This window comes from Rhizobium sp. CFBP 13726, from assembly GCF_014841925.1.
GTDB classification, from domain to species: Bacteria; Pseudomonadota; Alphaproteobacteria; order Rhizobiales; family Rhizobiaceae; genus Neorhizobium; species Neorhizobium soli.
On the sequence record NZ_JACYUU010000003.1, the window covers coordinates 223900 to 249873 of the forward strand.

Consider the following 25974-nt stretch of genomic DNA (forward strand, 5'->3'; position numbering starts at 1 on the left):
CGGCAAGCCGGTTTGGTCTCAGCTCGTCAGTTGAGCATGACGATCGAGAGGTTGAGCATCGTCGCAAACGCGACCCACAGCGCATAGGGCACGAACAGCAGCGCGGCCGTGCGGTTCGGCCGCCAGCTCATCGCAATGAACAGCAGGATGAAAGCGAGCATCGGAACGATGATGGTAAGACCCAGAACCGGATTCTGCATTCCGAAAAAGGCCGGAGACCAGAGAAGGTTCAACACGGCCTGAACCGCAAACACGACCAAGCGTCGAGTGTTGTTCTGGTCGTACCAGGTCGAGGCGAGAGCCGCGCCGATCATGCCGTAGAGAACCGTCCAGACCGGTCCGAAGATCCAGTTCGGCGGATTGAAGAACGGCTTGTTCAGCTGTTGGTACCATTCGCCGGGAATGTTGCTGACGCCGCTGATCACGCCGACGGCGACCGACGCGATGATGAAGAGACCGTAGACAATAGGTTTGCGCATGTACCCTCAGATAGAGCGGTTTGAGCGGCCGGAAAGATCATCCGATGCGAACGATGTGCTGGTCCCAGGCTATCCGGCTTTTGGTCTCGTTGAAACGCCCGTCATAGGTCGAGACCGCGATGCCGTGCGCAGCCGGTGCCACGCCCGCAGCCTCCCGCACCGTCTCTTCCCTCATCACCTTGCCGGTCCTTGCATCCAGCGTCACCGCCGCACCGCCAACCGGCGATGTCAGGCCGACCAAGCCCTCGCGACGATTGACGGCAATCGCACCCACATAGTTGCCAAGCCGGACCGTTGTCGGGTCGGGCAGGTCGAGGAATGCGATGTCCTCGCCTTTCGAAAACCAGCCGGCAAGCGGCGGCAATGCGTTGCGCGCACCTTCCCACTGGCAGGCAAACCAGATCCGGCCACTGTCGGCAATGTCGAGATGCCGTGTGGAAAGCTGGGATAGCGCCGGCGGCATCAGGTGTTTCTGGATCAGCGCGCCGGATCTTGCATCCAGCAGCACCAGCGATGGCTCCATCCGGTCGAGATTGAGCTTGGTGCGGCCGAAATCCGGATGCGTCTCGATACCGCCATTGGCAATGACCAGCATCGACCCGTCGTCGGAGACGGTCATGTCGTGGGTGCCGACACCATGGGCATCGAATTCGCCGATGCGGCGGAAGCCGTCGGTTCCGTCATAGACCCCGATCATGCCGCGATTGCCGTCGAAATCGTTCTCGCTCGCGTAAAGCCTGGTGCCGTCGGGTGAGAAATGCCCGTGCCCGTAGAAGTGCCGCCCCTCCGGCGCCGTGATCATGACAGGCTCTGCCCGGCGTGCTGCATCGAACACCATGGCGAACGTGCCCGGCCGTCTGGCAAAGGCGACGGTTCGACCGGTCGTAGCACTGAAGGCCATGCCATGCGCCCGCGCGGGAAGCGCCACACGGTCGATGATCTCGCCGCGCTCCGAGACGGTCGCAATGCCGAACGAACCGTCTGGCGCGCGAAAACCCGAGGCATAAACCGCGTCTGCCCGCTCCAGCGCCATCAGCGAGCGCGGTTGAAGGGCCGCGGTAAAGGCGATGCCGGCGGCCTTCAGGAAACAGCGTCGATCGATCGTTTCGCCGCGCCAGCTCATGGCCTAGTCGCCGTCTGCAAACGAGAAGCCGGAAGAAAGCCCGATCGCGCCGCCATAACCGTCGTTCAGCTTGGCGATCACGTCCTTGCCGCCGTTGAGAAGCGATTGAAGCTTCGCCTGTTCGCTGGGGTTTTCGACCGCCACTTCGATATTGGGCATGACGGTGCGGGCCGTGGCGATCATCGACTGCAATCTGGCCTGCGTTGCCGCGACGACCGGTCGGTCCTTTTCCTGCAGCAGCTCGACCATGCCCGACGTGGCGAGCAGCTTTGACAATCCATCAAGATTGCCGTGCAGGCTGTCCCAGGTGTTTTGCGAACGCCAGAATAGCGCCTGTTTCGGAAACGTCGCCTTGCCGGCACCTTTGTAGAATGTCTCGATCCGCTGGTCGCGCACGGCCTCCGCGCCATGGACCAGAATACCGAGCAATGCGGTTATCGCCTCGCCGCCTGTGCGAAAGGCTGGATTGTCGGGTCCCGGCTGTTCCCACGTCTTGGCGATGCCATCCGGCGCGTCCCAGATACCGGCCACTTCCTTTGCGACATTGGCAACGTTCTGCGCGGCTGCGGCGGCATATCGGCAGCGAAATGCATTCTCGGCCGCCAGCAGATCGCTATCGGCATTGGTGCCGTAAAGCAGATATTCGAGTGCGCCGAGACCCTGTGTTGCAACGCTTTTGGAGGCAAGCGTCGTCGGGTCCGTCGCCGTCTCGTCCTTCTTGGCAAGCACAGCCTGCACCTGCTTCAGACCGGTGCTCTTGCGGTCGGGATAAAACAGCACCCGCTCGAACCGGTTCTGCTCGATGATCGGTCCAGTGCGGACGATCTCGATCGACCCCCAGCTGACGACGAGCGCGCGGAATGCGGTCTTAACGACGTCGAGATTGGCGACCGAGGGGGCCTTGCAGAGTGCAGCACTCTTGTCGGCCACATCCTGCGCAGACGTCTCGAAGGCATCATAGCCCGGCCGGACAAAGCCGTTGACCGCCGCAGTCATCACCTTCGTGACGGTAGCTGCCGGAAGTTCGACTGCCGGAACGCTGTCGGCATCCTGCGCCTGCGCCGTTGTGGACAGCAGCAGAGCCAGGCCGGCCGCGAAGATCTTGCGCATCAGAGTGACTCCAGGAAGGTGAGAAGAGAAGCGCGATCATCTTTGGAAAGCGATGCAAAGGCATCACGTGCCTTCTCTGCCTCGCCGCCATGCCAGAGAATTGCCTCGGTCAGGTTTCGCGCCCGCCCGTCATGCAGGAAGAACGTGTGCCCATTGACGGTCTGCGTCAAGCCGAGACCCCAGAGCGGTTGAGTGCGCCATTCCTGCCCGTTCGCCACGCCCACCTGCTGGCCATCGGCAAGGCCTTCGCCCATGTCGTGCAGCAGGAAGTCGGAATAGGGCCAGATCAGCTGGAATGCATGCGCCTTGTTTCCCGCATCGCGGCGGGTCACGAATTTCGGCATGTGGCAGGAAGCACAGCCCGTCTGATAAAACAGCTGTTTGCCCTTCAGCACGCCGGCATCCCCGATATCGCGTCGGGCCGGCACGGCCAAGTTTTCCGAGTAGAACGTGACGAGCGGCAGCACCGGATCAGGCGCTTCCACCGGACCGAGCCTCGGCTGGACACCGGTCGGCAGGGCCAGACAGTCGCTTTGCGCCTTCCGGCAGTCGCCGTGATCGAACGGATCGTCCGGTGTCGAAATGCCGATATCGCCGACGAAAGCCGATGAGCTCTGGTCGCGGATGGACGCATTCTGCGCCTTGAAGCCGAAACGCCCGATCTTCAGCTCGCCGCTCTTGTGGTCGCGCACCAGCGCGGCCTTGCCCGAGATACCATCGCCATCGGTGTCGTCAGGATCGGCGTTATCTAGCAGGTCGGCCTCGTGGATCGCCTGGATGAGGCCCATGCCGATCATCGGCGGGGCGACACGCGGCGAAAGCGTGACGTCGCCCTCCATCGGGCCAAACCCCAGGTCGCTCACCGAATAGCTGGGCTTGCGCAGAGTGACCACCTCGCCATCGGCAAGTGTCACCGGCAGGTCCTGATAGGCAATCTGCAGTCGGCCTTCGGCCTGAAGGCCGGGGACTGCCAGATCCTGCAACTGCTCGCCATAGACCGCATCCGGAAAGTTGAGCTTGCGATAATCGGCGATTGCCGCGCGTTCGTCGTCGGTCCGGGCCGGGCGGGCCAGCCGCAGGAACATCGATGTCGCGTCTGCGGCACCTTCTGGCGGATGCCCGCGACCGTCCTTCAGGTGGCAGCTCTGGCAGGCCCGTGCGTTGAACAGCGGCCCCAACCCGTCGGAAGCCTGGGTCGACGAGGGAGAAGACACCCAGAGCTTGGTGAACAGCGCATTGCCGAGCTTGAAATCCTGCTCTTCCTCGAACGTGATGTTGGCGGAAAAATGCGAGAAGATATTGCCGTTGACGCTTGCCTTGGTGGTTGCCCCGCCGCCGGCCATCAGCTCGAACTGCTCAGGCTTGGAGAAGTCCGTCGTGGCACGCGTCACGCTCTCCACCCGCTTCTGGTCTTTCGGGTTGAGATCGGTGCGCGACGTCGGAAAAATGCTGTCGCCACCGGTGGCGACGATGGGGATCAGAAACAGAGCGCCTGAAAGCAGCGGCAAAACCAGACGATACCAGTAGCCGCTTTTCCCGGCTCCGTTCCCGCGATGGGGAAGGCAGCCACGCGCGAGCTCGTCGTCCAGCGGGTGCTGGGGACAAGCCGGGGAGTGGTTATGCCCCTCCCGCGTTCGGGGAGGGGTGGGGGAGGTGACGTTCTTCATCGCAATCGCTTGGCAACCGCTTCAGCGGCTTACTGGAACACCGCATCGGGATTGTCGAGGCTGTCGGAGCCCTCGAGCTCAACCTTGCCGAGATCGAGCGACGCTACGACGCGCTCGATCGTCTTGGTCTGGTCGATCAGGCCATCGATCGCTTTCTGGACGACGGCGTTCCCGTCGGCATTGTTCTCGCCGATCATCTGGTCATAGGCCTCGACCTTCTGGGCACGGTCGGCCATCGCGTTCATGGCCGCAAGCGTTGCATCCAGTTTGCCCTTCATCTCGTCGTCCAGCGCTTTGTCCTTGGCCAAGACGAGGTCCGAAAGAGAGGCTCCGGTCATTTTGGTCCCGTCGATACGGGTATATTCTCCCGTATAGGCCGACTTGATGCCGATCGCGTCGTTGAGGTGCGAGGCATAGGTGTTGTCGGAGAAGCAGTCATGCTCTTCTTCCGGATCATGCAGCAGCAGGCCAAGCTTCATCCGCTCGCCGGCAAGCTCGCCATAGGAGAGTGAGCCCATGCCGGTCAGAATGGCGCTCAGACCCTTCTTGCCATTGGCCTCGACAGTCCTGGTAGCCTTGCCCTTGGGGCCCCACGCCACGACCATGTCCTTCAGATCGGCAACCAGCAATGCGGTTGCCGCTTTCAGGTAGGCGGCGCGACGGTCGCAATTGCCGTTGGTGCATTCGGTCTTGCTGTAATCCGTATAGGGGCGCGTACCGGCGCCAGGCCCGGTGCCATTGGTATCTTGGCCCCACAGTAGAAACTCGATCGCATGGTACCCGGTCGCCACATTCGCCTCGATCTCGCCGGCCTCATGCAGGCTGCGAAGGGTCTTCGTGGTGATCTTGGTCGTGTCGAGCGTCTTGCCGTTCACCTTGATCTTGGGGTTGGCAATGATGTTGGCCGTATAGAGCGCGTTCTCGTCGCTTTCGGTGCCATAGGAGGGGTCGACGTAATCGATCAGGCCTTCATCCAGCGGCCAGGCGTTGACCTTGCCTTCCCAGTCGTCAACGGCAGAATTGCCGAAGCGATAGACTTCGGTCTGCTGGTAGGGAACACGCGCCGCGATCCAGGCTGCTTTCGCCGCCTTAAGCGTTTCCTCGCTTGGGCTTGCAATCAGCCCGTCGATGGCCTTTTCGAGGCTTTGCGCTGATATCAGCGAATCCTCGAACTTGGCATGCGCCAGCTCGGAATAATGCTTGAGCACGGCGGCCGGCTTCGTGTCGGCGCGCGCTGCCGTTAATGTAGTCGATGCGGCGAGAAGCGCCAGTGCGGCGCTGAAAGCGAATTTGCGGATCATGTCCCTCTCCATTGCGGCGTCGTTTGAAAACGAGGCTGCCTCAAAGGCTCATCGCGCAAATCTAAACTTGTGTCAAATGATCTGGTTTAGAATTCTTTCAGGGTAAATCCGCAATGCAAGTCCCGCTCAAACCTTGCGTTGCATGCGGCAGAAAAAGAATCCGTCCGTATCGGTACTTGCGGGAGACAGCGTGACCGTCGCTGCATCCTTGGCGCGAGGCGTGGCCGCGTCGTTGCCGAAAATCTTCGCCCACTGGTCGGCTGCCGGTACAATGGAGAACTCGGGGTTTTGCTCGCAGAACCGGACAGCCTGCTGGTCGTTTTCTTCCGGCAGGATCGAACAGGTCACATAAAGAAGCGCGCCGCCCGGCTTCACGAAAGCGGATGCTTCCAGAAGCGCATCCTGCTGCTGCGCAATGCGCTCGTCGAGGTTCTTCTGCGTCAGCCGCCATTTCGTGTCGGGGCGACGGCGCCATGTCCCGGTGCCGGTGCAGGGCGCGTCGACCAGAACCGCATCCAGCTTGTTCCGGAGACCTTCAAGCTGGCGCGCATCGTCGTGAACCTGGACGTTGCGGGTGCCGGCCCGACGCAGGCGCTCGATGATCGGCGCCAGCCGCTTGCGGTCGGTATCGTAGGCGTGAACCTGGCCTTTGTTGTTCATTGCAGCCGACATGGCCAGCGTCTTGCCGCCACCGCCGGCGCAATAGTCCAGCACCTGATGGTTCTCGGCAGGCTGAACGAGCTCGGCCACGATCTGCGAGCCCTCGTCCTGCACCTCGAACCAGCCCTTCTGGAAGGAAAGCTCGGCAGTGATATTCGGAAGCCGGGAAGCACCTTCGCCGGCAGCGATCCGGATGCCGTTGCGGGCAATGCGCGCAGGCTTGGCACCGGCGCGGTCCAGCGCCTTGACCACCTTGTCGCGCGACGCCTTCAGCGTGTTGGCGCGCAGATCAAGCGTCGGTCGGGTGGCAAGTGCCTTTGCCTCGGCCAGCCAGTCGTCGCCGAAATTTGCTTCGAAGGAAGGCTGAACCCAGTCCGGAATGTCGCCCTGGATGTGAAGCGGCGCGTCTTCCAGCTTGCGGGAGGAAAAGGCGGCGATATGCGCTTCGGTCAAAACCGGCGGCGCGAAACGGTCGTCGGCAAAATCGGCAGCCAGGGTTTCCGGAGAATATCCCCACTGGCGAAGGAGAACCGCATAGGCCAGTGCGACGGCACTATCGTCATCCATGATGAATGCGTGGCTGAGCCGCATACGCAATGCGTCGTAGACGATGTTTCCGATTGCGGCGCGGTCGCCGGATCCGGCAAAGCGGTGCGCGAGGCCCCAGTCCTTCAGCGCGTCGGCGACGGGGCGTCTGCGTGCCTCGATATCCGCCAGTACGTCGATTGCTCCGGCTACTCGTCCGCCCAGTCGCATGTCATTCTCCGTCTCGGTTGAACCCGTGTGGGGTGGGTCGTAACCGCGAACGGTCGAAAGGGCAAGTGCAGCACGTCAGGCGTTCAAAGCTCTGGTGCCTCAGCCGTCGACGTCCTTGATGCCCTTGCCGGAGATCTTCTGGCTGGAAGCGCGGGTGTCGGCAACGATCTGGTAGCAGACCTGCGCAGTGCCCGAAGAGACCATGCCGATATCCTTGGCTGCGGCTTTCGAAACGTCGATCACCCGGCCGCGAATGAACGGGCCGCGATCGTTGATGCGCACGACGACGCTTTTGCCGTTGCGCTTGTTGGTCACGAGAACCCTGGTGCCGAATGGCAGCGAGCGATGTGCGGCGGTCAGCTTGGCGGCGTTCATCCGCTCGCCGGAAGCGGTCTTTGATGAAAGAGCATACCAGGATGCATGGCCGCATCCGGGCGCAGCATTGGCCTGCGCGGTGCCGAGTAGTGCAAAAGCAGCAATGGCAACCGCGAGTGTCGAGCGTCGAATTGTTGTCAAGTCGGTCGTCCCCGTCCGTTTGTCCCTGCACGTTGCGTGCAGCCGGCTTAAGCGGGGCCAAAAATGGCGAAAAAGTGGGATTAGTTATCACGGAGTGTTACGCATTGTAACATTCGTGATTACATTGCGATCGATGTTGTTAATGCACCTGGCTAAGCTTTTTTGGAAGAAAAGCTTTAGAATCAGTCTCCAAGCGAAACGTCATTCCACTGTTCCCCACGGACGACTCGTGTTCACGAAAACAGGCAAAATTTTTTTCTCTTAAAGTCGGTCTGCTGTCTTATTTGGACCGGTTTTGGGGCGCCGCGCCCCAGGCATTAAGAATTTATGACCGGGATAATGGCTCAGGATGAAAATTCCCACCGATGAGTAGAGGAGATTTCATCCTCTCCAGCGGTCGGAAGACCACAATTCCGAGAGCGAAACGCGGTAATTCGGAAAGCGGAATTGGAAGCCGGCGGCCCTGATCTTCTCATTCGAGACGCGCTTGTTGGCGCCATAGAAGGACCGCGCCATCGGAGACATGTCTGCAGTGTCGAAATCCTGTTCCGGCGGCGGCTCGACGCCCATCATCCGGGCAGCCTCGACGATCACGTCCTGGGGCGGGCATGGCTCGTCGTCGGTGACATTATAGAGGCCACCCATCCGTCGGCTCCCGAGAAACAGCGAGGCGCCCCCGATATCCTCCACCCGGATCCGGTTGAACACTTGACCCTTCTTGATGATGCGTCGCGCGCTGCCGCGGGAAAGATTGATGAAGGCGTTGCGCCCGGGCCCGTAGATGCCGGAGAGACGCAGCACTGCGCATGGCACGCCAACGCTGGTCGCCTGCTCCGTCCAGGCATCCTCTGTATCGACCCGTTCGATCGAGCGGCCAAGGATGGGGCTTCCCGGCGTCTCTTCGGTCACCCAGTCACCGCCATGGTCACCATAGACACCGACTGTCGAGAGATAGCCGATCCATTCGAGCTTCGGAAACAAGGCCGAGAGCTTGCCGTCGATCAGCTTCAGGAGCGGATCGCCTTCATGACCGGGTGGGATGGACTGAACCAGATGCGTCACCTCGGCCATCTCGCCCGGCAGCGCTCCATCGAACTCGCTGCCGTCGAAGATGAAGGGCCGAATGCCCTTTGCGCGAAGAGCCACGGCCTTCTCCTCGCTGCGAACCGTGCCGGAAACCGTAGCGCCGTCGGCGATGAAGGCCTCTGCAATCGCCTGGCCGGAATAGCCGCATCCGAAGATCATCACCCGCATCAAACCACTCCTGCCATCGTCCATTCGTTTTCGACCTCGGCATCATCGTCCGGAGCCCGTGCCGCCGCAAACATAGCGAACTCCGCCTCCGACATCAGCCGCTTCAGCGCCCAGATCGCCATTCCGCGCACGGTAGGGGACGCATCCACTGATAACCTGCGACACTGATCGACGAAACTGCGGTCGCCGGAATTGCCGGCAGCGATCAGCACGTTGCGCACGAAACGGTCTCGGCCGATCCTTTTCACCGGCGATCCGCTGAAGAAGGTGCGAAACGCCGGATCGTCCAAGGTGAGAAGAAACGCAATCGACGGTTCCTTGAGGTCCTCGCGCGCCTTCAGCTTCATTTCAGACGCGCTGGCCGCGAACTTGTTCCATGGGCATGCCGCAAGGCAATCGTCGCAGCCATAGATACGGTTGCCGATCAGCGAACGGAATTCGGGCGCGATCGGTCCCTTGTGCTCAATCGTCAGGTAGGAGATGCAGCGCCGCGCATCCAGCCGGTAGGGCGCCGGAAACGCCGCCGTCGGGCAGGCGTCGAGACAGGCGCGGCAGGAGCCGCAATAGTCCCGCTCAGCCTCGTCGAAGGCCAGATCCGCTGTCGTGAACAGGCTGCCGAGAAAAAGCCAGGACCCGTGCGTGCGGCTGACCAGATTGGTGTGCTTGCCCTGCCATCCGATGCCGGCGGCTTCGCCAAGCGGCTTTTCCATCACCGGTGCCGTATCGACGAATACTTTGACATCCTCGCCGGCACGGGCGGCAAACCGTGTGGCGATCTCCTTCAGCCGACCCTTGATCACGTCGTGATAGTCGCGGTTGCGGGCATAGACGGAAATCGCGGCCTTGTCGGGCTTCTCCAGAATGCCGCGCGGATCCTCGTCCGGCCCGTAATTCATCGCAAACATCACGATCGACCTGACTTCGGACCAGAGCGCCTTGGGATCGCCGCGACGCTCGCGCGTCTCCGCCATCCAGTCCATCGTGCCGTGATGCTCGTCAGATAGAAATGTCGTTAGCCGTTCCGGTGCTTTCGGAATGCTGTCGGGCCTTGTGATGCGACAGAGATCGAAGCCCTGGGCTGCGGCTTCCTCGCGAATGAAGGCAGCCAGCTTCTGCCGACGCCGGTCGGCCCGAAGGTCGACCTTCTCCTGGCTCAGGTCGTGGTCCGGCTCAGAAATCAAGGTCCGCATAATGCGATACCGGAGTGAGGCCGCGGATGCGCTCGGACAGCAGCGGACGGAAAGAGGGGCGCGATTTGATCCGCTGGTACCAGTCCTTGGCGATCGGGATTTCCGACCAGTCGATTTCGCCCAGATAATCGAGCACGGAGATCGAGGCGGCGGCGGCAAGGTCGGCATAGCTCAGGCGCTCGCCGGCCAGCCACTGGCGCGAGCCGGCAAGCCAGGCGAGATATTTCATATGCTGGCGAATGTTGGCGCGGGATGTCCGCAGCACCTTTGAATCGGGTGCGCCACCGCCCTGTGCCGCGGTCATCTGCAGCTTGTAGACGCGCTCGCGCGTCAGCGGCCGGGTCACGTCCTGCTCCATCTTGATCAGGAACCATTCCGTCAGCCGACGGATTTCGGCCCGCTGCCACGGGTCTTCGGCAAGCAGCCGGCGGTCTCGCTTCAGCACGCCATGGGTCTCGTCGAGAAATTCCATCAGAACCGACGGGCCGCACAGAACGCGCATATTGTCGTCAACATAGACGGGCAGGGTCGCCGCCGGGTTGAGCGTGAGAAACTCGCGGCGCTTTTCCCAGGTCTGCTCCTCGACCAGATCCGTCTGGAAGCCGTATTCCGCGAGGATCAGACGGACGAAGCGTGAGGAAGACGACATAGGATGATGATATAGGGTGGGCATCGATTAGAAAACTTCAGTTATAATGTATAGGAAAGCGGCTGCTTCGGGCGCCCGCCTGACATATGCCAGCTATATGGATTTGGTAGGGCCAGTACAAGCAGGGGCCACAAACCGCTAAGAAACGATTAAAAACCACCTCTATCGCATAGCAAAGGACTAAGAATGGTGGATCAGCCCATTATCAGCGCCCTCGTACTCGGTATTATCGAGGGGCTCACGGAATTTCTGCCCGTTTCATCCACCGCACATGTGCTGCTTGCCGGCCATTTTCTCGGTTTCAATTCTCCCGGAAACACGTTTGCCGTCCTGATTCAGCTCGGCGCCATCCTGGCCATTCTCCTGGTCTATGCGCAGAGGCTGATTTCGATCGCCATCTCGCTGCCAACAAGTGTCCAGTCGCGCCGTTTCGTTCTGACCATTCTGGCGGGTTTTCTCCCGGCCGCCGTGATCGGCGCCATCGCGCATGATTTCATCAAGACGGTCCTGTTCGAAACGCCGATATTGATCTGCGTCATGCTGATCGTCGGTGGCTTCATCCTGCTTGCCGTCGATCGCATGAAGTTCGAACCGAAATATCATGACGTGATGGACTATCCGCTGTCGCTGGCGCTCAAGATCGGGTTCTGCCAGTGCCTCGCGATGATCCCCGGCACGTCGCGCTCCGGCGCCACCATCGTCGGCGCGCTCCTGCTTGGCGCGGACAAGCGGTCTGCGGCGGAGTTCTCGTTCTTCCTCGCCATGCCGACAATGGTCGGTGCCTTCACGCTCGATCTTGTCAAGAACCGTGCGCTGCTGTCCTTCGACGACAGTGCGGTCATCGTGGTCGGTTTTCTCTCGGCTTTCGTAACGGCCGTGTTTGTCGTGCGCTCACTTCTCAATTTCATCTCGAGCCGCGGCTACGCGCCTTTCGCCTACTGGCGGATCGCAGTCGGCGCCATCGGCCTCACGGCCCTGTTGCTCGGGGCCTGAAGGTCGGAACCGGAAAAAGCAAAAGGCGGCCACCGGCCGCCTTTGTCATAGGGAGAGGTAGATGCTCTCTGCTTCAGTAGCGGATGGAAGCAGTGCTGCAGGGATCGACACCATAAGCAGGCGCGCAATCGAGCTTGCCGGCAGCTCCGGTTTCAGGAGCCATGAACGATCCTGCAAGGATCACAAGTGCTGCACATACGAAAAAGAGGGCGATGGGTTTGCCCATGCAAATGCGCCTTTCAGAAGGGAAATATCTGTGTGTGGGTCTACGGGCCGTGTGGCTGATATTCAATAAACGTTTTTGCTAAACTGCCCGTTAACGCAAGACGGCCAATAACTGCGACCTTTGCGCCACAGAGCTTTCGGCACCTGCGCTCAAAAAAAACGACGCGCCCCGGAGAGCACGTCGTCAAGGATCCGGTAAGGATCTATGATATTGAAATCAGGCGGCCTTGCCGGAGCCCGTGTACTGGCCCTGCGGCCGGTAGCGCACGAGATAGGACGCAAGAACGGAGGTGGCCAGGGTCGGAGTGATGCCGATACCCGCAAGCGTGCGGCCGTCTTTTTCCGCAGCGTCCGAAACCACATTGTCCCGTTTCAGGAGTTCCACCTGGTCCGCCGTGACCGGCGGGGTGATCAGGGGCACCATCGAGGCAACGCTGCCGATCATGGAGGCCACGCCGAAAGGCAGAGAGAGAAGCGGCTTCTTGCGGGCGGTCACACGCATGACCGTTTCCATGCAGTCGCGCATCGTCATTACTTCGCCGCCACCCAGCTCGTAGATCTTGCCGGACGGAATGGAGCCGTCGACGGAGCGTCCCACGGTTTCCGCCACGTCTTCCACGAAGACCGGCTGCAGTTTCGTATGGCCACCACCAATCAGCGGTAGGAACGGGAACGTCCGTGCCATCGAGGCGAACCGGTTGAAGAAGCTGTCGTCAGCACCGAAAACCACGGAAGGACGCAGGATCACCGCATCCGGAAGTGCGGCCTGGATCGTCGCTTCGGCGCGGCCCTTGCTGCGTGCGTAGCTCGAAGCGGAATTGACATCGGCACCGATTGCCGAAACATGGGTCAGCTTCGCGCCGGCAGCCTTCACGGCTTCGACCAGCGTCTTCACGCCGATATCCTGCACGCCGTCGAACGTGTTGCGGCCGCTTTCGAACAGGATGCCGATGCAGTTGACCACATGCGCGGAGCCTTCGACGGCTCGCAGCACGGAATCGCGGTAGCGCAGGTTCGCCTGCACCAGCGAGATCTGGCCGACATAGCCGGCGGGCAGAAGAAAGCCGGCAAGATCCGGGCGACGCACCGCGACGCGAACACGGTAGCCGCGCTTGGCAAGCGTGCGAACCACCTGTCTGCCGACGAAGCCGGATCCCCCGAAGACGGTGACGAGAGGCGGTAGATTGTTGATGGTCATGATAAGCTCCGGGAGCCTGAAGAAGGGACGACGAAATATGGAATGCTGTTTAGCCGAATCCGGGCGGTGGTGGAAGTGTTTCCGCAAACGGTTGTCGCTGTCAGCGAGCGATATCAGACACCCTCAACCACAACCATTTCGGCATTGGCCGCTTCCTGGCGGATTTTAGCAGCGATCTGATATGCCGGCGAGTTGTAGCAATCGACTGCAGCCTGCATCGACGGGAACTCGATCACCACATTGCGGCCGCGGGCCGTGCCCTCCAGTTCGGTCATCGCGCCGCCGCGGGCAAGGAAATTGGCGCCGTATTCCTCAAATGCCGGTTTCGCCGCCGCGACGTAGTCCTTGTATCGCTCGGCGTCGCGAACATCGACCCGAGCAATCCAGTAACCTTTTGCCATAATAACCTCTCCTCGATTGGGCATATTCGATTCGAGCAAATCTGGCGGGGAGTCAACATGATAAAGACCGGACAACGCGGCCGGATTGCAGCGCGCAACGCCTGTTTGGCTCTGCCGTATCTCGTGCCGTTGCTGCTGGTCGCCTGCGGCCCCGCAAAGGCTGCAAGTTGTAGCCCGAAGATCATGGAAAAGTTGCGGGCACCGGCAAGTTCCGGTCTCAAGCCGGTGGAAATTAGCTGCGATGTATCGCTTGCTCAGAGCGACAACATCGTGCGGCCTGTCATATTCTCGGGTAGTCGTGCTTCCGGTGTTGTCTTTGACTGCAACGGCGCGACGATTGATGGCTCGGCTGCTAAAGGCAGAACCGTGTTGATCCGCTCACGCAAACTGCCGCAAGGCAAATGGGACGCGCCCACTGATATTACGATCCGCAATTGTCATATCCGGGGGGATCTGCGGATCCAGGGCCTCGGTGCCAACGGCCAAGCCGAGCAAGTCAAGGCCTCCTCGCAGCACCCGGGACATACCTTGCGGGCACAGGCGGCGGCCCCAAAACGTATTCTTCTCGACAATCTGACATTCTCTGGCAGTGCCGGGGTGCCGCTCTATCTTGCGCCGGGTGTGGCGGACGTTACGCTGCAGAATTCGCGATTCACTGGAAAAGCGGAATCGACCGTCGTTTACCTCGATGCGGAATCGGCACGAAACACCATTGTCGGAAATGTTTTCGCAGCCAATCCGAAATGGCGAGAGGTCTTGGCAGTCGATGGCTCGGCAAACAACCGGATCGAAAACAACAGGTTCGTCAATCCGTTGACCGGCGGCATATTTCTATATCGGAACTGCGGTGAGGGGGGCACCATTCGCCACCAGCCTCCGAAGGGCAACGTCGTTCGCGCCAATACCTTCGAGTACAAGCTGCCTGTCTCCCGCCCTGCAGTATGGATTGGAAGTCGCCAGGGCGTGAGCGTCTTCAACAGCTATTGCCTCGTTCAGCCCAAGATGTTGCTGGGAGGGCTCGATCACAAAGACGGCGCTGACGACAATACCGTTGTCGACAACAGCCTTCCCGGCGGTTCCCCAAACCTTATCGTCAACGACGGCGCTCGTAACCGATTGGCCAACAACCGCTGATCCGGATCAAGCGTCGTCTGCAGGTCAGAGCGCCGCCTGCATCTCCGCGAGGATAGCCTGCGCGGCCGCCTTCGGGTCGGCTGCCTTGACGATCGGGCGGGCAACGACAAGGTGGCTGGAGCCTGACTTCAGGGCATCGAAAGGTGTCACGACACGTTTCTGGTCGCCGGCATCGGAGCCGGTCGGACGGATGCCGGGGGTGACCACCGCCATGTCGGCTCCGACGATCGCCCTGACGGCGGCCGATTCCTCGGCCGAGCAGACGATGCCGCCCATACCGGCCGCACGCGCCTGTTCGGCGCGTCGTGCCACCAGCTCGCCCGGTGTCTGCGCATAGCCGGCTTCGATCATATCGGCCGCATCCATCGAGGTCAGCACGGTAACGCCGAGCAGGCAGAGATCGGAGCCCTTTGCTGCTTCGACCGCGGCGCGCATTGCCTTCGGATAGGCATGCAGCGTCAACATGGTCATGCCCATCTTGGCAATGTTCTCGACAGCTTTGGCGACCGTGTTGTCGATATCGAGCAGTTTCATGTCGAGAAAGATCTGCTTGCCATCCTCTGCAAGCTCGCGGGCAAACTCCAACCCACCGGCAAAGGCCAGCTGGTAGCCGATCTTGTAGAAAGAGACGGTGTCGCCAAGCGTTGCCACCATCTTTTCCGCTTCGGACACGGTCGGGATATCAAGGCCCACGATCAGCCTGTCACGCGCTTGCATGTCTGTCAGTCTCCCTTCCATGTTTCGATCGGGGTCCAGTCGCATGTGACGGCGCGATCCGCAAGGGTGAAGCGGAACAGATTGCCACCGCCACCCGGCTGGTCTTCCGCGCGGGATATGGCCGTTCGTTTCAGGTGACATTTCAGAAGCGTGCCGACGCCGCCATGACCGACAAAGGCGATCGGCACCGCGGGATCATGGCCCGCCAGAATGGATTCGACCACAGACACGATCCGCGCCTGCGCATCGACTGCGCGCTCCCAGCCTTTGAAGCTTTCGGTTGGGTGCGCGAAAAACCATCCGGCTGCCGCCTCGAAATCCGGCGGCGCCAGAAAGCCGGTCGCCGAGCGATCGTTCTCGTGCAGGCCATCGAGGATTTCGGTCTTGAGACTGACGGCCGCGGCCAGGATGTCGGCGGTCTCGATTGCCTTTGTCTCGTCGCTCGAGACGATGCGCCCGAGCTTGGATACCCAGCCGGATGTCGCCGCCTGTTCGGCGCGCAGACGACCCGTGTCGGACAGGCCCCATTGCGGCACCGGCACGTTGGGGTCGATCCGGACCTGCGGATGCGTGATGTAAATCCCAAATGTCATGTCGGAGAAGGTCCGGACGCTAAGCGCGCGTATATGTCCATAGCTGCGCCGGCGGAATGTTGCGCACCACGAAGTCATAGTGCTTGATCTTGTAGCGCTCTGGCTTGGCGATAATAGGCGAAACCGGGCTGTAGGTGATCTGCATCACCGGGCGTCCCGCCGGAACGCGGTCGAGAAGATCCTCCAGAAGCTCGATGCGGCGCTCCATCGGAAAGCTCAGCATCGGAATGGCGCAGATCACGCAGTCGAATTTCTGATGTTTCAGCGTGTCGAGTGTGCGATCCAGATCGAACGCGTCGCCATTGATGAAATGCACGCCTTCGAACGTCCGCATCAGATGCTGGTAGAAATCGGTCGAATACTCGATCGAAACGAGGTTCTGCGGCTCGATGCCGGTTTTCAGGATCGCCTTGGTGATAACGCCGGTGCCTGGTCCAAGCTCGAGAACCGGCAGGCCGGAACTTGTGTCGATGATGCTCGCCATCCGCTTGGCGGTGACTGAGGATGTGGGGATGATGGCTCCGACCTGTTTCGGACCGTCGATCCATCCTTTGAAGAAACGGATTTCCTCGTCAAATTTCCGGCCAAGCCGTTCCTTCAAACGCAGTTCCATCAGGTCGTCCCCTCCAGTTTCATCCAGTGTGAACCGTTTTGCCGCAAACACAAGATAAAATGTCGCAGGCGGAATACGGCACAAAAAAGGCGGCTGGGGTTAACCGAGCCGCCTGGTAAGATGCTATACGCGCATCGGCATCAGCACATAGAGCGCATCGTCGCCCGCCGTATCGCGCACCAGTGTCGGTGACCCCGCATCCGCCAGCATGAAGATCGCGTCGTCGCCGGAAAGCTGGGCGGTGATATCGAGCAGGTACTTGGCGTTGAAGCCGATTTCCATCGCGTCGTATTCGTAGCCGACAGCCACTTCTTCCGTGGCGCTGCCGGAATCCGGGTTGTTGACCGTCAGCATCAGCTGCCCTTCGGACAGCGACAGCTTCACGGCACGTCCGCGCTCGGAAGAGATCGTGGAGACGCGGTCCACAGCCTTGGTAAAGCTCTGGCAGTCGACGCGCATTTCCTTGTCGTTGCCGGTCGGGATAACGCGCTGGTAATCGGGGAATGTGCCGTCGATCAGCTTCGACGTCATGACGATGCCGCCGATCGAGAGGCGGATCTTGGCATCCGAGACTTCCACCGTCACGAAGGCTTCCGGATCGTCGACCAGCTTCTGCAGCTCGCCCACGGTCTTGCGCGGCACGATGATGCCCGGCATGCCTTCAGAGCCGGAAGGCGCCTTGAGATCTGCACGGGCAAGGCGATGGCCGTCGGTTGCAACAGCGCGCAGCTTCAGGTCGCCACCAGCCTCGATCGTGTGAAAGAAGATGCCGTTCAGATAATAGCGGGTCTCTTCTGTCGAGATCGCAAACTGGGTGCGGTCGATCAGCATCTTGAGATCGGTCGCCTTCATCTTGAACGTATGGCTGAAGCTGCCGGCCGTCAGATCCGGGAAATCCGTTTCCGGCAGGCACTGCAGCGAAAATTTCGAACGGCCGGACTGCACGGTCATGGTTGCGCCGTCGGCGCTGGTGGCGAGCAGCACTTCGGATCCGTCCGGCAGCTTGCGGACGATTTCATAGAGCAGATGCGCCGGCACGGTCGTGGCGCCGGACTGTTCCACCATGGCCGGTGTCGATTCCGTCACTTCCAGATCAAGGTCCGTCGCCTTCATGTCCAGGCTCGCGTCGGACGCGCGCAGCAGGATGTTGGACAGGATTGGAATCGTGTTGCGCCGTTCCACGACGCGGTGCACGTGATTCAGCGACTTCAAGAGATTGGAGCGCTCAAGAGTAATACGCATGGACACTATCGCTTTCGACCGTGGCGATCCGGCATGCCGGACCACCTGATATTCTCTGCCGGCCATTGCGCAGCCGGATCATGTGGACGGGCAAAATGGCAGACATTCGGATGCGAAAGCAAGAGCAGAACGGATCCCGCGCCACTTGAATTGCTTGTTCATACCGCACTTGCACACAGAAAACGCAACGCCGCGAAACCGGACGCGCAAAACATCGCCGGCCTCTGCTTGCCGAAGCCTGCGGCCTCGACCATAACAGGCGATGACCCTCGACCAATCTTCAGAGCAATCCACCGAAACCGCTGCCGAACCCGTCAAGGGACAGCGCGGTTACCGCGTCGGCAACACGTTTATCGCTTCCCGCCCCATCGAGCCGGCGCTCTATCTCGTCGCCACCCCGATCGGCAATCTCGGCGATATCACGCTGCGCGCGCTCGAAACCCTGTCCGGCGCCGATGTTTTGGCCTGCGAGGACACAAGGGTGACCCGCGTGCTGCTCGATCGTTACGGCATCGTCAATCGCCCTTATTCCTACCACGAGCACAATGCCAACGAAGCCGGGCCGAAGCTGATTGCGGCACTCGAAGCCGGCAAGTCTGTGGCGCTGGTCTCCGATGCCGGCACGCCGCTTGTGTCGGATCCCGGCTATCGCCTCGGCCAGATGGCGATCGATGCCGGTTATCGTGTCGTGCCGATCCCCGGCGCGTCCGCCCCGCTTGCGGCCCTCGTCGGTTCCGGCATGCCGTCGGATGCTTTCCTGTTCGTCGGTTTTCTGTCTTCCAAGGATAAAGCCCGCCGCGACCGGCTTGCGGAACTTTCAAAGATCCCGGCAACGCTGATCCTGTTTGAATCTCCCCATCGCATTGCCCACACGCTCGTTTCTGCAGCCGATGTGCTCGGCGGCAGCCGGCTTGCCTGCGTCTGCCGGGAACTCACCAAGACCTACGAGGAGTTTCGCCGGGGCACGCTGGCCGAGCTTGCCGCCCATTACGGTGACGGCCACAACGTCAAGGGCGAGATCGTCCTTCTGATCGAACCTCCAGCACCTGAAGAGGCGCCGGGCGAGGTGGAGGTCGATGCCATCCTGCAGGACCTTTCCAAAACGCATCCGACCGCAAAGGCTGCGACTGAAGCGGCAAGGATCACCGGCCTGCCGCGCAAGGATCTCTATCAGCGCCTGATCGCCATGAAGAACGGGACCTGATGGATCGCGATGGCACAACGGGATGAGATCGGCGCCAGACGTCGCAAGGCAGAGCGCCGCGGCCATGTCTCGGAATATGTCGCTGCTGCCTATCTCCTGCTGAAAGGCTATCGCATCCTCGCCCTTCGCCACCGCACGAAACTGGGCGAGATCGATCTCATCGCCCGCAAGCGCGATCTCGTGGTCTTTGTCGAGGTGAAGGCTAGACGATCCGAGATGCAGGCGCTCGACGCCGTCTCCTTCGCATCTCAGAAACGGATTCGGGCCGCGAGCGATCTCTGGCTGCAGAAACGCAAGGACGTATCCGGGTTATCGCAGCGATACGACATCATCGCCGTCTTGCCGGGAAGGTTTCCGCGCCATTTCCAGGATGCGTTCTAGGCCTCTGGCAGCGCAGGCCCCATCGTCGGTCCTGCTGATTATCCGGGCCAAGGTTGCCTTTCGGGGTTCGTCGTCCTACATCAGGCGGGCCAATCCTAGGGGGCTGAAGTCATGGCGAAAATTCGCAAGGTCGCATTTCAGATGGACCACATTTCCGGCATCAACATTGCCGGCGATTCCACATTCGCCATGGCGCTCGAAGCGCAATCGCGCGGTTACGAGCTGTTCCACTATACGCCCGACCGCCTGACGATGCGCGACGGACGCATCTTTGCAGCTCTCGAGCCGCTGCAGGTGCGCGACATCAAGGGCGATCACTTTACCCTTGGGGAAAAGCAGCCGACTGATCTGTCGACGATGGATGTCGTGCAGCTTCGCCAGGATCCGCCCTTCGACATGGGCTACATCACGTCCACCCATCTGCTGGAGCGCATTCATCCAAAGACGCTCGTGGTCAATGACCCGGCCTGGGTGCGCAACTCGCCGGAAAAGATCTTCGTCACCGAATTCGCCGACCTGATGCCGCCGACACTGATCTCCCGTGATCCGGAGGAGATCGCCAAGTTCCGCCATGAGCTCGGCGACATCATCCTGAAGCCGCTTTACGGCAATGGCGGCGCCGGCGTGTTTCATTCCGCCCGCGATGATCGCAACTTTACCTCGCTTCTGGAAATGTTCGGCCAGATGTATCGCGGCGAGCCCTATATCGCCCAGGCCTACCTGCCGGCGGTGCGCAAGGGCGACAAGCGCATTCTTCTCGTTGACGGCGAACCGGTCGGCGCGATCAACCGCGTGCCCTCGGAAACCGACAGCCGCTCCAACATGCATGTCGGCGGACGTGCCGAGGCGACCGATATCACGCCGCGCGAAAAGGAAATCTGCGCCCGTATCGGACCGGCTCTGCGCGAGCGCGGCTTCATCTTTGTCGGCATCGACGTGATCGGCGATTACATGACCGAGATCAACGTCACCTCTCCGACAGGCATCCGCGAGGTCAAGAAATTCGGCGGTGCAGACGTCGCGAGCCTGATGTGGGATGCAATCGACGCCAAGCAGAGCTGATAACCGTTCACATTTGTTCTCGTTATGCAACCTGATGCACGCTGTCCTCGTCTCATGCGCGAAATTGTTCACTACCTGTTCTTGAAATTCACCGTCAATCGTGCGAGCTTTCAACCTGTGGCACGGTAGGCGGGAATTTCCCCACCTTAGCTTGCAAGTGGGCGGGTCGGAATGGTCGCGCGTATCAGAACGGTAGCATTTCAGGGAATTGAAGGCATTCCGGTCGATGTGCAGGTCATGATCGGACCTGGAAAGATCGGCATGCATATCGTCGGCCTGCCCGATAAGGCGGTGGCCGAAAGCCGCGAGCGGGTCCAGGCAGCACTGCATGCCTCGGGTCTCGCCATGCCGCCGAAGAAGATCACGGTCAATCTCGCCCCGGCGGACCTGCCCAAGGAAGGCAGCCATTTCGACCTCGCGATCGCATTGGGCCTGATGGCGGCGCTCGGTGCTGTTCCAGGCGACATGCTGGCTGACTATGTGGTGATCGGCGAACTGAACCTCGATGGAACGCTTGCAGCCGTCGCCGGTGCGCTTCCGGCAGCCATCAGCGCCAACGCAATCGGAAGGGGCCTGATCTGCCCGGCAGAGAGTGGCGCTGAAGCGGCCTGGGCAGGCCCCGGCGTCGATATTCTTGCACCACGCAGCCTGATCGCGCTCGCCAACCATTTTCGCGGCACGCAGGTCATGTCGCGACCGCAGCCGGCCGTGCGCGCACCGCCCGCCAATCTGCCTGACCTTGTCGATATCAAGGGCCAGGAAAGCGCCAAACGCGCGCTCGAAGTGGCGGCTGCCGGCGGTCATAACCTCCTGATGGTCGGTCCACCCGGTTCGGGAAAATCCATGCTCGCAGCCCGCCTTCCGTCGATATTGCCGCCGCTTTCGGCAACCGAACTGCTCGAAGTCTCGATGATCCACTCGATCGCCGGCCAGCTTTCGGGCGGAAAGCTGTCGGACCGGAGGCCCTATCGCATGCCGCATCATTCCGCCACGATGGCGGCACTGGTCGGCGGCGGTCTGCGCGCCAGGCCCGGAGAAGCCTCGCTCGCGCATCACGGCATCCTTTTCCTGGATGAGTTTCCGGAATTCTCGCCCCAGGTTCTCGATGCGCTCCGCCAGCCGCTGGAGACTGGCGAATGTGTTATCGCCCGGGCCAACCACCGGGTCTCCTATCCGGCGAGCATCCAGCTCGTAGCCGCGATGAACCCGTGTCGCTGCGGCATGGCGGGACAACCGGGACATAGCTGCGCCCGTGGCCCGCGCTGTGCCTCGGATTATCAGGCACGTATCTCCGGCCCGCTGATGGACCGCATCGATATCCGTATCGATGTGCCAGCTGTCTCCGCAAGCGATCTGATCCGCCCGGCACCGGCAGAGCCAAGCGCCGGCGTGGCAAGGCGGGTGGCGGCCGCACGCGACAGGCAAAGAGAGCGCTTCGAAGGCGAGGGCCAGTACACGGTTCTCACCAACGCGCGCTGTTCCACCGCCATGATCGAGAAGTTCGCCGAGCTCGATGCGGGAGGGCTGCAATTGTTGCGCGACGCGGCGGAAAAGCTGAAATTCTCCGCCCGCGGCTATCATCGGGTCTTGCGGGTGGCGCGGACGCTGGCCGATCTCGACGAGAAGGATGGTATCGGGAGAATACACCTTGCCGAGGCGATCTCGTATCGGATGGCCGGGGAGCGCCCCACGGTATCCGCCTGATTGACCTAGATCGGTGTCACAGGATTCCGGCAGACGTCAGACGCCGGTGGATCCGAACCCGCCGGCGCCGCGTGCCGTCGCACTTGCCTCGGAAACTTCGACGACCTGCGCCTGGACAACGGGCGCGAACACCATCTGTGCGATCCGCATGCCGCGGGCAATGACGAAATCCTCGTCTCCCAGATTGATCAGCAAAACCTTCACTTCGCCGCGGTAGTCGCTGTCGATCGTGCCGGGCGTGTTGAGGCACGTGATGCCGTTCTTGAACGCAAGCCCCGAACGTGGGCGGATCTGCACCTCGAACCCGGCGGGGATTTCGAACACGAGGCCGGTCGGCACCAGGGCGCGCTTGCCGGGTGCGATGGTCAGCGGCTCGCCATCGGTCACGGCGGCACGCAGGTCCATGCCGGCAGCACCTGATGTCTCGTAGGCGGGCAGATCCAGGTCCTGGCCGTGCGGAAGACGCAGGACATTGAGGACGGGTGAGGAGGGGGCTTGAATGGTCATTGCCCATTACTTTGCGCCGCAGCGCGGCAGGTCAATTGCAATGGCGGGCTTTAGTCGCTAGATACCGCGGCAATTCACAGGATATAAAAGATGGCCGAAACCATTGCAGAGGCGGTCTCCCGCCGCCGCACATTCGCGATTATTGCGCATCCGGACGCGGGCAAGACAACGCTGACGGAAAAGCTGCTTCTGTTCGGGGGCGCCATCCAGCTCGCCGGTGAGGTCAAGGCCAAGAAGGATCGCATCCAGACGCGGTCCGACTGGATGAAGATCGAACGCGAACGCGGCATCTCGGTCGTGACGTCGGTGATGACGTTCGAATATGCCGACAAGGTCTTCAACATTCTCGATACACCCGGCCACGAAGACTTCGCGGACGATACCTATCGCACGCTGACGGCGGTCGATGCGGCGATCATGGTCATCGATGCCGCCAAGGGCATCGAGCCGCGCACGCTGAAGCTGTTCGAAGTCTGCCGCATGCGCGACATTCCGATCATCACCTTCATCAACAAGATGGACCGCGAAAGCCGCGACATTTTCGAAGTACTCGACGAGGTCGAGGAAAAGCTGGCGCTGGATACGGCTCCCATCACCTGGCCGATCGGTCGTTCCAAGAGCTTCTGCGGAACCTACCACCTGGCCGATAACCGGGTGCGTGGTCCAGACAGCGAGGACGCGATCTCGGTCAACGGACCCCAGGCCGTCGCCGACCGCCTGCCGGAAAACGAACGCGCGGCTTTCGTCGAGGAAGTCGAACTGGCGCGGGAAGCCTGCCGCCCGTTTGACAGAAAGGCCTTTCTCGAGGGTCACCTGACGCCGGTCTTCTTCGGCTCGGCGCTGCGCAATCTCGGCGTCCGGGATCTGATCACGGCACTGGCCGATTTCGCGCCGCCGCCGCGTGACCAGGTCGCCGATATCCGCACCGTGCATGCAAGCGAAGACAAGATGACGGCCTTCGTCTTCAAGATCCAGGCCAACATGGATCCGAACCACCGCGACCGTATCGCCTTTGCGCGCATCTGCTCGGGCAAGCTGGAGCGTGGCATGAAGGCAAGGCTTGCCCGCACCGGCAAGCAGATGGGCCTCACGGCGCCGCAGTTCTTCTTCGCCTCCCAGCGTCACATCGCCGATACCGCCTTTGCCGGCGATGTCGTCGGCATCCCCAACCACGGCACGCTTCGTATCGGCGACACGCTGACGGAAGGCGAAAATCTCGTCTTCCAAGGCGTCCCGAACTTCTCGCCGGAAATCCTGCGCCGCGTGCGTCTGGAAGATGCGATGAAGGCGAAGAAGCTGAAGGAAGCCCTGCAGCAGATGGCGGAAGAGGGCGTCGTGCAGCTGTTTTCCCCGGAAGACGGCTCGCCTGCCATCGTCGGCGTCGTCGGCGCGCTGCAGCTCGACGTTCTCAAAGAGCGGCTGTTGGGGGAATATACGCTGCCGGTCTCGTTCGAAATGTCGCGCTTCTCTGTCTGCCGCTGGATCTCGTCGGATCAGCCAGCCGAGCTCGACAAGTTCCTGACCGTCAAGCGCGGCGATATCGCCCGCGACCTCGATGGCGATCCGGTCTTCCTGGCGCAGGACTCGTTTTCGCTGCGCTACGAGTCCGAACGCTTCCCCGCCATCAAGATGGTGGCCATCAAGGAATATCACGTCGCCAAGGCGGCGTGATTTCAATCCAGCGATAGCTCCGACCTGCCGCTGGTAAGGTCGGAGATCAGCCTTGAAATGATGTTCTGCTCGGCTTCCGGTATCTGGATCCGCAGCTCGGCACCCGTATCCGTGAACACTTCCTCGGTGATCTTCACATCCTCGATCGACTGCAGCTTGGCCTTAGTTCTTGCGAGGTCGGAAAACTCGATGCTGACGCCACCCTGCACCGACGGCTTGAATTCGATGAGCGGGCCCGCTCTCAGGCAGGCGGCAGCCGTGCCGCCATAGGCGCGCACCAGACCACCGCTACCGAGCAGAATGCCGCCAAACCAGCGGGTCACGATGACGACAGCCTTGTCCAGCGACTGGCCGTCCATGGCGGCAAGGATCGGCTTGCCCGCCGTACCGCTCGGCTCGCCGTCATCGGAAAAGCGATAGGCTGATCCAATCCGCCAGGCCCAGCAGTTGTGAGTGGCATCGGCAACGCTATGCCCAGCAATGGCGTCTTTCGCTTCCCCCTCGCTTACCACGGGAAGCGCGATCGCCAGAAAGCGGCTTTTCTTGATGACCTGCTCGAATGTGGCCGGCTGTTCTAGCTGAAACATGGTCTCAGCATTATCGCTGCCGCATCCCGAAGGGAAGTGTGGCGCACGCTCAACCGAAATCGACGGCCGTCGTGTTCGATCCGCAGACCAGCACGCAGACGCGCTCACCCGGATGTGGACGGTATTTGCCGGACAAGACAGCCGCAAACGCCGCCGCACCACCCGGCTCGGTCACCAGCCGCGCGCCAGACCAGAGCACCTTCTGCGCGTTCAGAATGTCCTCGTCGGTCACCAGGACCGGCGGCTCGATGAATGCCTGGGCCACCGGAAACATGAGCTGCCCCACCTGCCGTGGCGCAAGCGAGTCGGCCGCGATACCGCCGGCCGGTGCATCCACGGGCCGGCCGGCCTTGAAGGCTTCGTAAAGCGTCGGCGCGCGGTCGGATTCCACGGCGACGATCTTCACCCGGCCGCGCATCCAGGATGCGATACCGCCGATCAGTCCGCCGCCGCCGACGGCCACCAGCAACGTCGTGATATGCGGCAGGTCTTCCTCGATTTCCTTGCCGAGCGTACCTTGTCCCGCCAGCGTTTCCGCCTGGTCGAAGGCATGCACGGCCATCGCCCCGGACTGCGCGACATAAGCCTCGCTGGCAGCGAGCGCATCCGCATAGCGGTCGCCGCCGATCACGAGCTCTGCCCCGTAGGAGCGGATGAGATCTATCTTCGCCTTGGAGGCGACGCTTGGCACAAAGATATGCGCGGGCACACCGAGCTTGTGGGCCGCATAGGCAACCGCTGCTCCGTGATTGCCGCCGGACGCCGCAACCACGCCTGCTGCCTGCACCTCGCGGCCAAGAAGATTGGTAAAGGCGCCGCGGACTTTGAACGAACCGGAATGCTGCAACTGCTCGAGCTTGAGATCGACTTGGCATGGTTCGGCCCCGAAATCCTGCATGTCCACCCGCATCGTCGGGGTTCGGCGGATATGCGGACGGATCAGGGTTTCGGCTTCGGCAATATGTTCGGCTGTGACTGCGACCGGCATGGAGACCTCAAAATGAATTGGCATCAATCCGCAGGCCGCGAAATGATGA

The 25974-nt window shown here is 61.3% G+C and carries 27 protein-coding genes; 7 read left to right on the forward strand and 20 right to left on the reverse strand.

The genetic code is table 11. From position 1 onward, the window contains the following. Positions 1 to 26 precede the first annotated feature (26 nt). From IFT66_RS15110 to IFT66_RS15155, 10 genes are all read right to left on the reverse strand, one after another. Positions 27 to 479 (reverse strand): TspO/MBR family protein, encoded by a 453-nt coding sequence (locus IFT66_RS15110; protein WP_192078117.1) that lies wholly within the window; start codon positions 477 to 479, stop codon positions 27 to 29. A gap of 37 nt (positions 480 to 516) precedes the next feature. Further along, entirely contained in the window at positions 517 to 1602 is a 1086-nt protein-coding gene (locus tag IFT66_RS15115; protein ID WP_192078118.1) for a DUF1513 domain-containing protein, read from the reverse strand. Positions 1603 to 1605: 3 nt separating this feature from the next. Further along, the gene (locus tag IFT66_RS15120) at positions 1606 to 2712 is read right to left on the reverse strand and encodes an imelysin family protein (RefSeq protein WP_192078119.1); all 1107 of its coding nucleotides are present in this window, start codon (positions 2710 to 2712) and stop codon (positions 1606 to 1608) included. After that, a complete protein-coding gene (locus IFT66_RS15125; RefSeq protein ID WP_192078120.1) occupies positions 2712 to 4379 on the reverse strand; it encodes a di-heme oxidoreductase family protein in 1668 nt (555 codons plus the stop codon). The genes IFT66_RS15120 and IFT66_RS15125 overlap by 1 nt, the downstream gene beginning before the upstream one ends. Before the next feature lie 29 nt (positions 4380 to 4408). Then, positions 4409 to 5680, reverse strand: a complete 1272-nt coding sequence (locus IFT66_RS15130; RefSeq protein WP_192078121.1) for an imelysin family protein — start codon at positions 5678 to 5680, stop codon at positions 4409 to 4411. Positions 5681 to 5806: 126 nt separating this feature from the next. Then, entirely contained in the window at positions 5807 to 7096 is a 1290-nt protein-coding gene (locus IFT66_RS15135) for an RsmB/NOP family class I SAM-dependent RNA methyltransferase (protein WP_192078122.1), read from the reverse strand. Between the two features lie 99 nt (positions 7097 to 7195). Next, on the reverse strand, positions 7196 to 7612 hold the full coding sequence (locus tag IFT66_RS15140; protein ID WP_062454067.1) for a septal ring lytic transglycosylase RlpA family protein: 417 nt from the start codon (positions 7610 to 7612) through the stop codon (positions 7196 to 7198). A gap of 381 nt (positions 7613 to 7993) precedes the next feature. After that, positions 7994 to 8866 carry an SDR family oxidoreductase gene (locus IFT66_RS15145; RefSeq protein ID WP_192078123.1) on the reverse strand — a complete coding sequence of 291 codons (873 nt, stop codon included), beginning with the start codon at positions 8864 to 8866 and terminating at the stop codon, positions 7994 to 7996. Continuing rightward, on the reverse strand, positions 8866 to 10044 hold the full coding sequence (gene queG / locus IFT66_RS15150; protein ID WP_192078282.1) for a tRNA epoxyqueuosine(34) reductase QueG: 1179 nt from the start codon (positions 10042 to 10044) through the stop codon (positions 8866 to 8868). Before queG ends, IFT66_RS15145 begins: the two co-directional genes overlap by 1 nt. Beyond that, a complete protein-coding gene (locus IFT66_RS15155) occupies positions 10037 to 10729 on the reverse strand; it encodes a glutathione S-transferase family protein (RefSeq protein WP_192078124.1) in 693 nt (230 codons plus the stop codon). The genes queG and IFT66_RS15155 overlap by 8 nt, the downstream gene beginning before the upstream one ends. Positions 10730 to 10891: 162 nt before the next feature. Here IFT66_RS15155 and IFT66_RS15160 point away from each other — a divergent pair, with 162 nt between their 5' ends. Further along, positions 10892 to 11698, forward strand: a complete 807-nt coding sequence (locus IFT66_RS15160) for an undecaprenyl-diphosphate phosphatase (RefSeq protein WP_192078125.1) — start codon at positions 10892 to 10894, stop codon at positions 11696 to 11698. Positions 11699 to 11771: 73 nt separating this feature from the next. Here the strand turns inward: IFT66_RS15160 and IFT66_RS15165 are convergent, their stop codons facing one another. The 3 genes from IFT66_RS15165 to IFT66_RS15175 form a co-directional block, all read right to left on the reverse strand. Beyond that, positions 11772 to 11924 (reverse strand): hypothetical protein, encoded by a 153-nt coding sequence (locus IFT66_RS15165; protein WP_092663810.1) that lies wholly within the window; start codon positions 11922 to 11924, stop codon positions 11772 to 11774. A 216-nt stretch (positions 11925 to 12140) separates the two neighbouring features. Next, positions 12141 to 13121: a complex I NDUFA9 subunit family protein gene (locus IFT66_RS15170; protein ID WP_192078126.1), complete on the reverse strand. Its 981-nt coding sequence runs from the start codon at positions 13119 to 13121 to the stop codon at positions 12141 to 12143. Between the two features lie 113 nt (positions 13122 to 13234). Next, on the reverse strand, positions 13235 to 13522 hold the full coding sequence (locus tag IFT66_RS15175) for a DUF1330 domain-containing protein (RefSeq protein ID WP_192078127.1): 288 nt from the start codon (positions 13520 to 13522) through the stop codon (positions 13235 to 13237). Positions 13523 to 13579: 57 nt separating this feature from the next. On the opposite strand from IFT66_RS15175, the gene IFT66_RS15180 reads away from it, so the two are divergent. Continuing rightward, entirely contained in the window at positions 13580 to 14656 is a 1077-nt protein-coding gene (locus IFT66_RS15180; RefSeq protein WP_192078128.1) for a right-handed parallel beta-helix repeat-containing protein, read from the forward strand. Between the two features lie 24 nt (positions 14657 to 14680). On the opposite strand, the gene pyrF is transcribed toward IFT66_RS15180, so the two are convergent. The 4 genes from pyrF to dnaN all read right to left on the reverse strand — a co-directional run bounded on the left by pyrF (position 14681) and on the right by dnaN (position 17821). Beyond that, positions 14681 to 15373, reverse strand: a complete 693-nt coding sequence (pyrF, locus tag IFT66_RS15185) for an orotidine-5'-phosphate decarboxylase (protein ID WP_192078129.1) — start codon at positions 15371 to 15373, stop codon at positions 14681 to 14683. Between the two features lie 5 nt (positions 15374 to 15378). Then, on the reverse strand, positions 15379 to 15966 hold the full coding sequence (locus IFT66_RS15190) for a histidine phosphatase family protein (protein WP_192078130.1): 588 nt from the start codon (positions 15964 to 15966) through the stop codon (positions 15379 to 15381). Between the two features lie 19 nt (positions 15967 to 15985). Further along, the gene (gene pmtA, locus IFT66_RS15195) at positions 15986 to 16579 is read right to left on the reverse strand and encodes a phospholipid N-methyltransferase PmtA (RefSeq protein WP_192078131.1); all 594 of its coding nucleotides are present in this window, start codon (positions 16577 to 16579) and stop codon (positions 15986 to 15988) included. A 123-nt stretch (positions 16580 to 16702) separates the two neighbouring features. Continuing rightward, the gene (gene dnaN, locus IFT66_RS15200; protein ID WP_062454057.1) at positions 16703 to 17821 is read right to left on the reverse strand and encodes a DNA polymerase III subunit beta; all 1119 of its coding nucleotides are present in this window, start codon (positions 17819 to 17821) and stop codon (positions 16703 to 16705) included. 262 nt (positions 17822 to 18083) lie between these two features. Here dnaN and rsmI point away from each other — a divergent pair, with 262 nt between their 5' ends. The 4 genes from rsmI (at position 18084) to IFT66_RS15220 (ending at position 22172) form a co-directional block, all read left to right on the forward strand. Further along, on the forward strand, positions 18084 to 19025 hold the full coding sequence (gene rsmI / locus IFT66_RS15205) for a 16S rRNA (cytidine(1402)-2'-O)-methyltransferase (RefSeq protein WP_092663802.1): 942 nt from the start codon (positions 18084 to 18086) through the stop codon (positions 19023 to 19025). A 9-nt stretch (positions 19026 to 19034) separates the two neighbouring features. Further along, a complete protein-coding gene (locus tag IFT66_RS15210) occupies positions 19035 to 19406 on the forward strand; it encodes a YraN family protein (RefSeq protein ID WP_062454055.1) in 372 nt (123 codons plus the stop codon). Positions 19407 to 19517: 111 nt separating this feature from the next. Beyond that, positions 19518 to 20468 (forward strand): glutathione synthase, encoded by a 951-nt coding sequence (gshB, locus tag IFT66_RS15215; protein WP_192078132.1) that lies wholly within the window; start codon positions 19518 to 19520, stop codon positions 20466 to 20468. Between the two features lie 171 nt (positions 20469 to 20639). Next, entirely contained in the window at positions 20640 to 22172 is a 1533-nt protein-coding gene (locus tag IFT66_RS15220) for a YifB family Mg chelatase-like AAA ATPase (protein WP_192078133.1), read from the forward strand. Between the two features lie 36 nt (positions 22173 to 22208). On the opposite strand, the gene dut is transcribed toward IFT66_RS15220, so the two are convergent. Next, positions 22209 to 22679 (reverse strand): dUTP diphosphatase, encoded by a 471-nt coding sequence (gene dut, locus IFT66_RS15225; RefSeq protein WP_184654187.1) that lies wholly within the window; start codon positions 22677 to 22679, stop codon positions 22209 to 22211. A 90-nt stretch (positions 22680 to 22769) separates the two neighbouring features. Here dut and IFT66_RS15230 point away from each other — a divergent pair, with 90 nt between their 5' ends. Beyond that, positions 22770 to 24350 (forward strand): peptide chain release factor 3, encoded by a 1581-nt coding sequence (locus tag IFT66_RS15230; RefSeq protein ID WP_174195496.1) that lies wholly within the window; start codon positions 22770 to 22772, stop codon positions 24348 to 24350. Positions 24351 to 24352: 2 nt separating this feature from the next. Here IFT66_RS15230 and IFT66_RS15235 read toward each other — a convergent pair whose 3' ends face one another. Further along, entirely contained in the window at positions 24353 to 24937 is a 585-nt protein-coding gene (locus IFT66_RS15235) for an IMPACT family protein (RefSeq protein ID WP_192078134.1), read from the reverse strand. Between the two features lie 49 nt (positions 24938 to 24986). After that, positions 24987 to 25925, reverse strand: a complete 939-nt coding sequence (locus IFT66_RS15240) for a threonine/serine dehydratase (protein ID WP_192078135.1) — start codon at positions 25923 to 25925, stop codon at positions 24987 to 24989. Positions 25926 to 25974 lie beyond the last annotated feature (49 nt).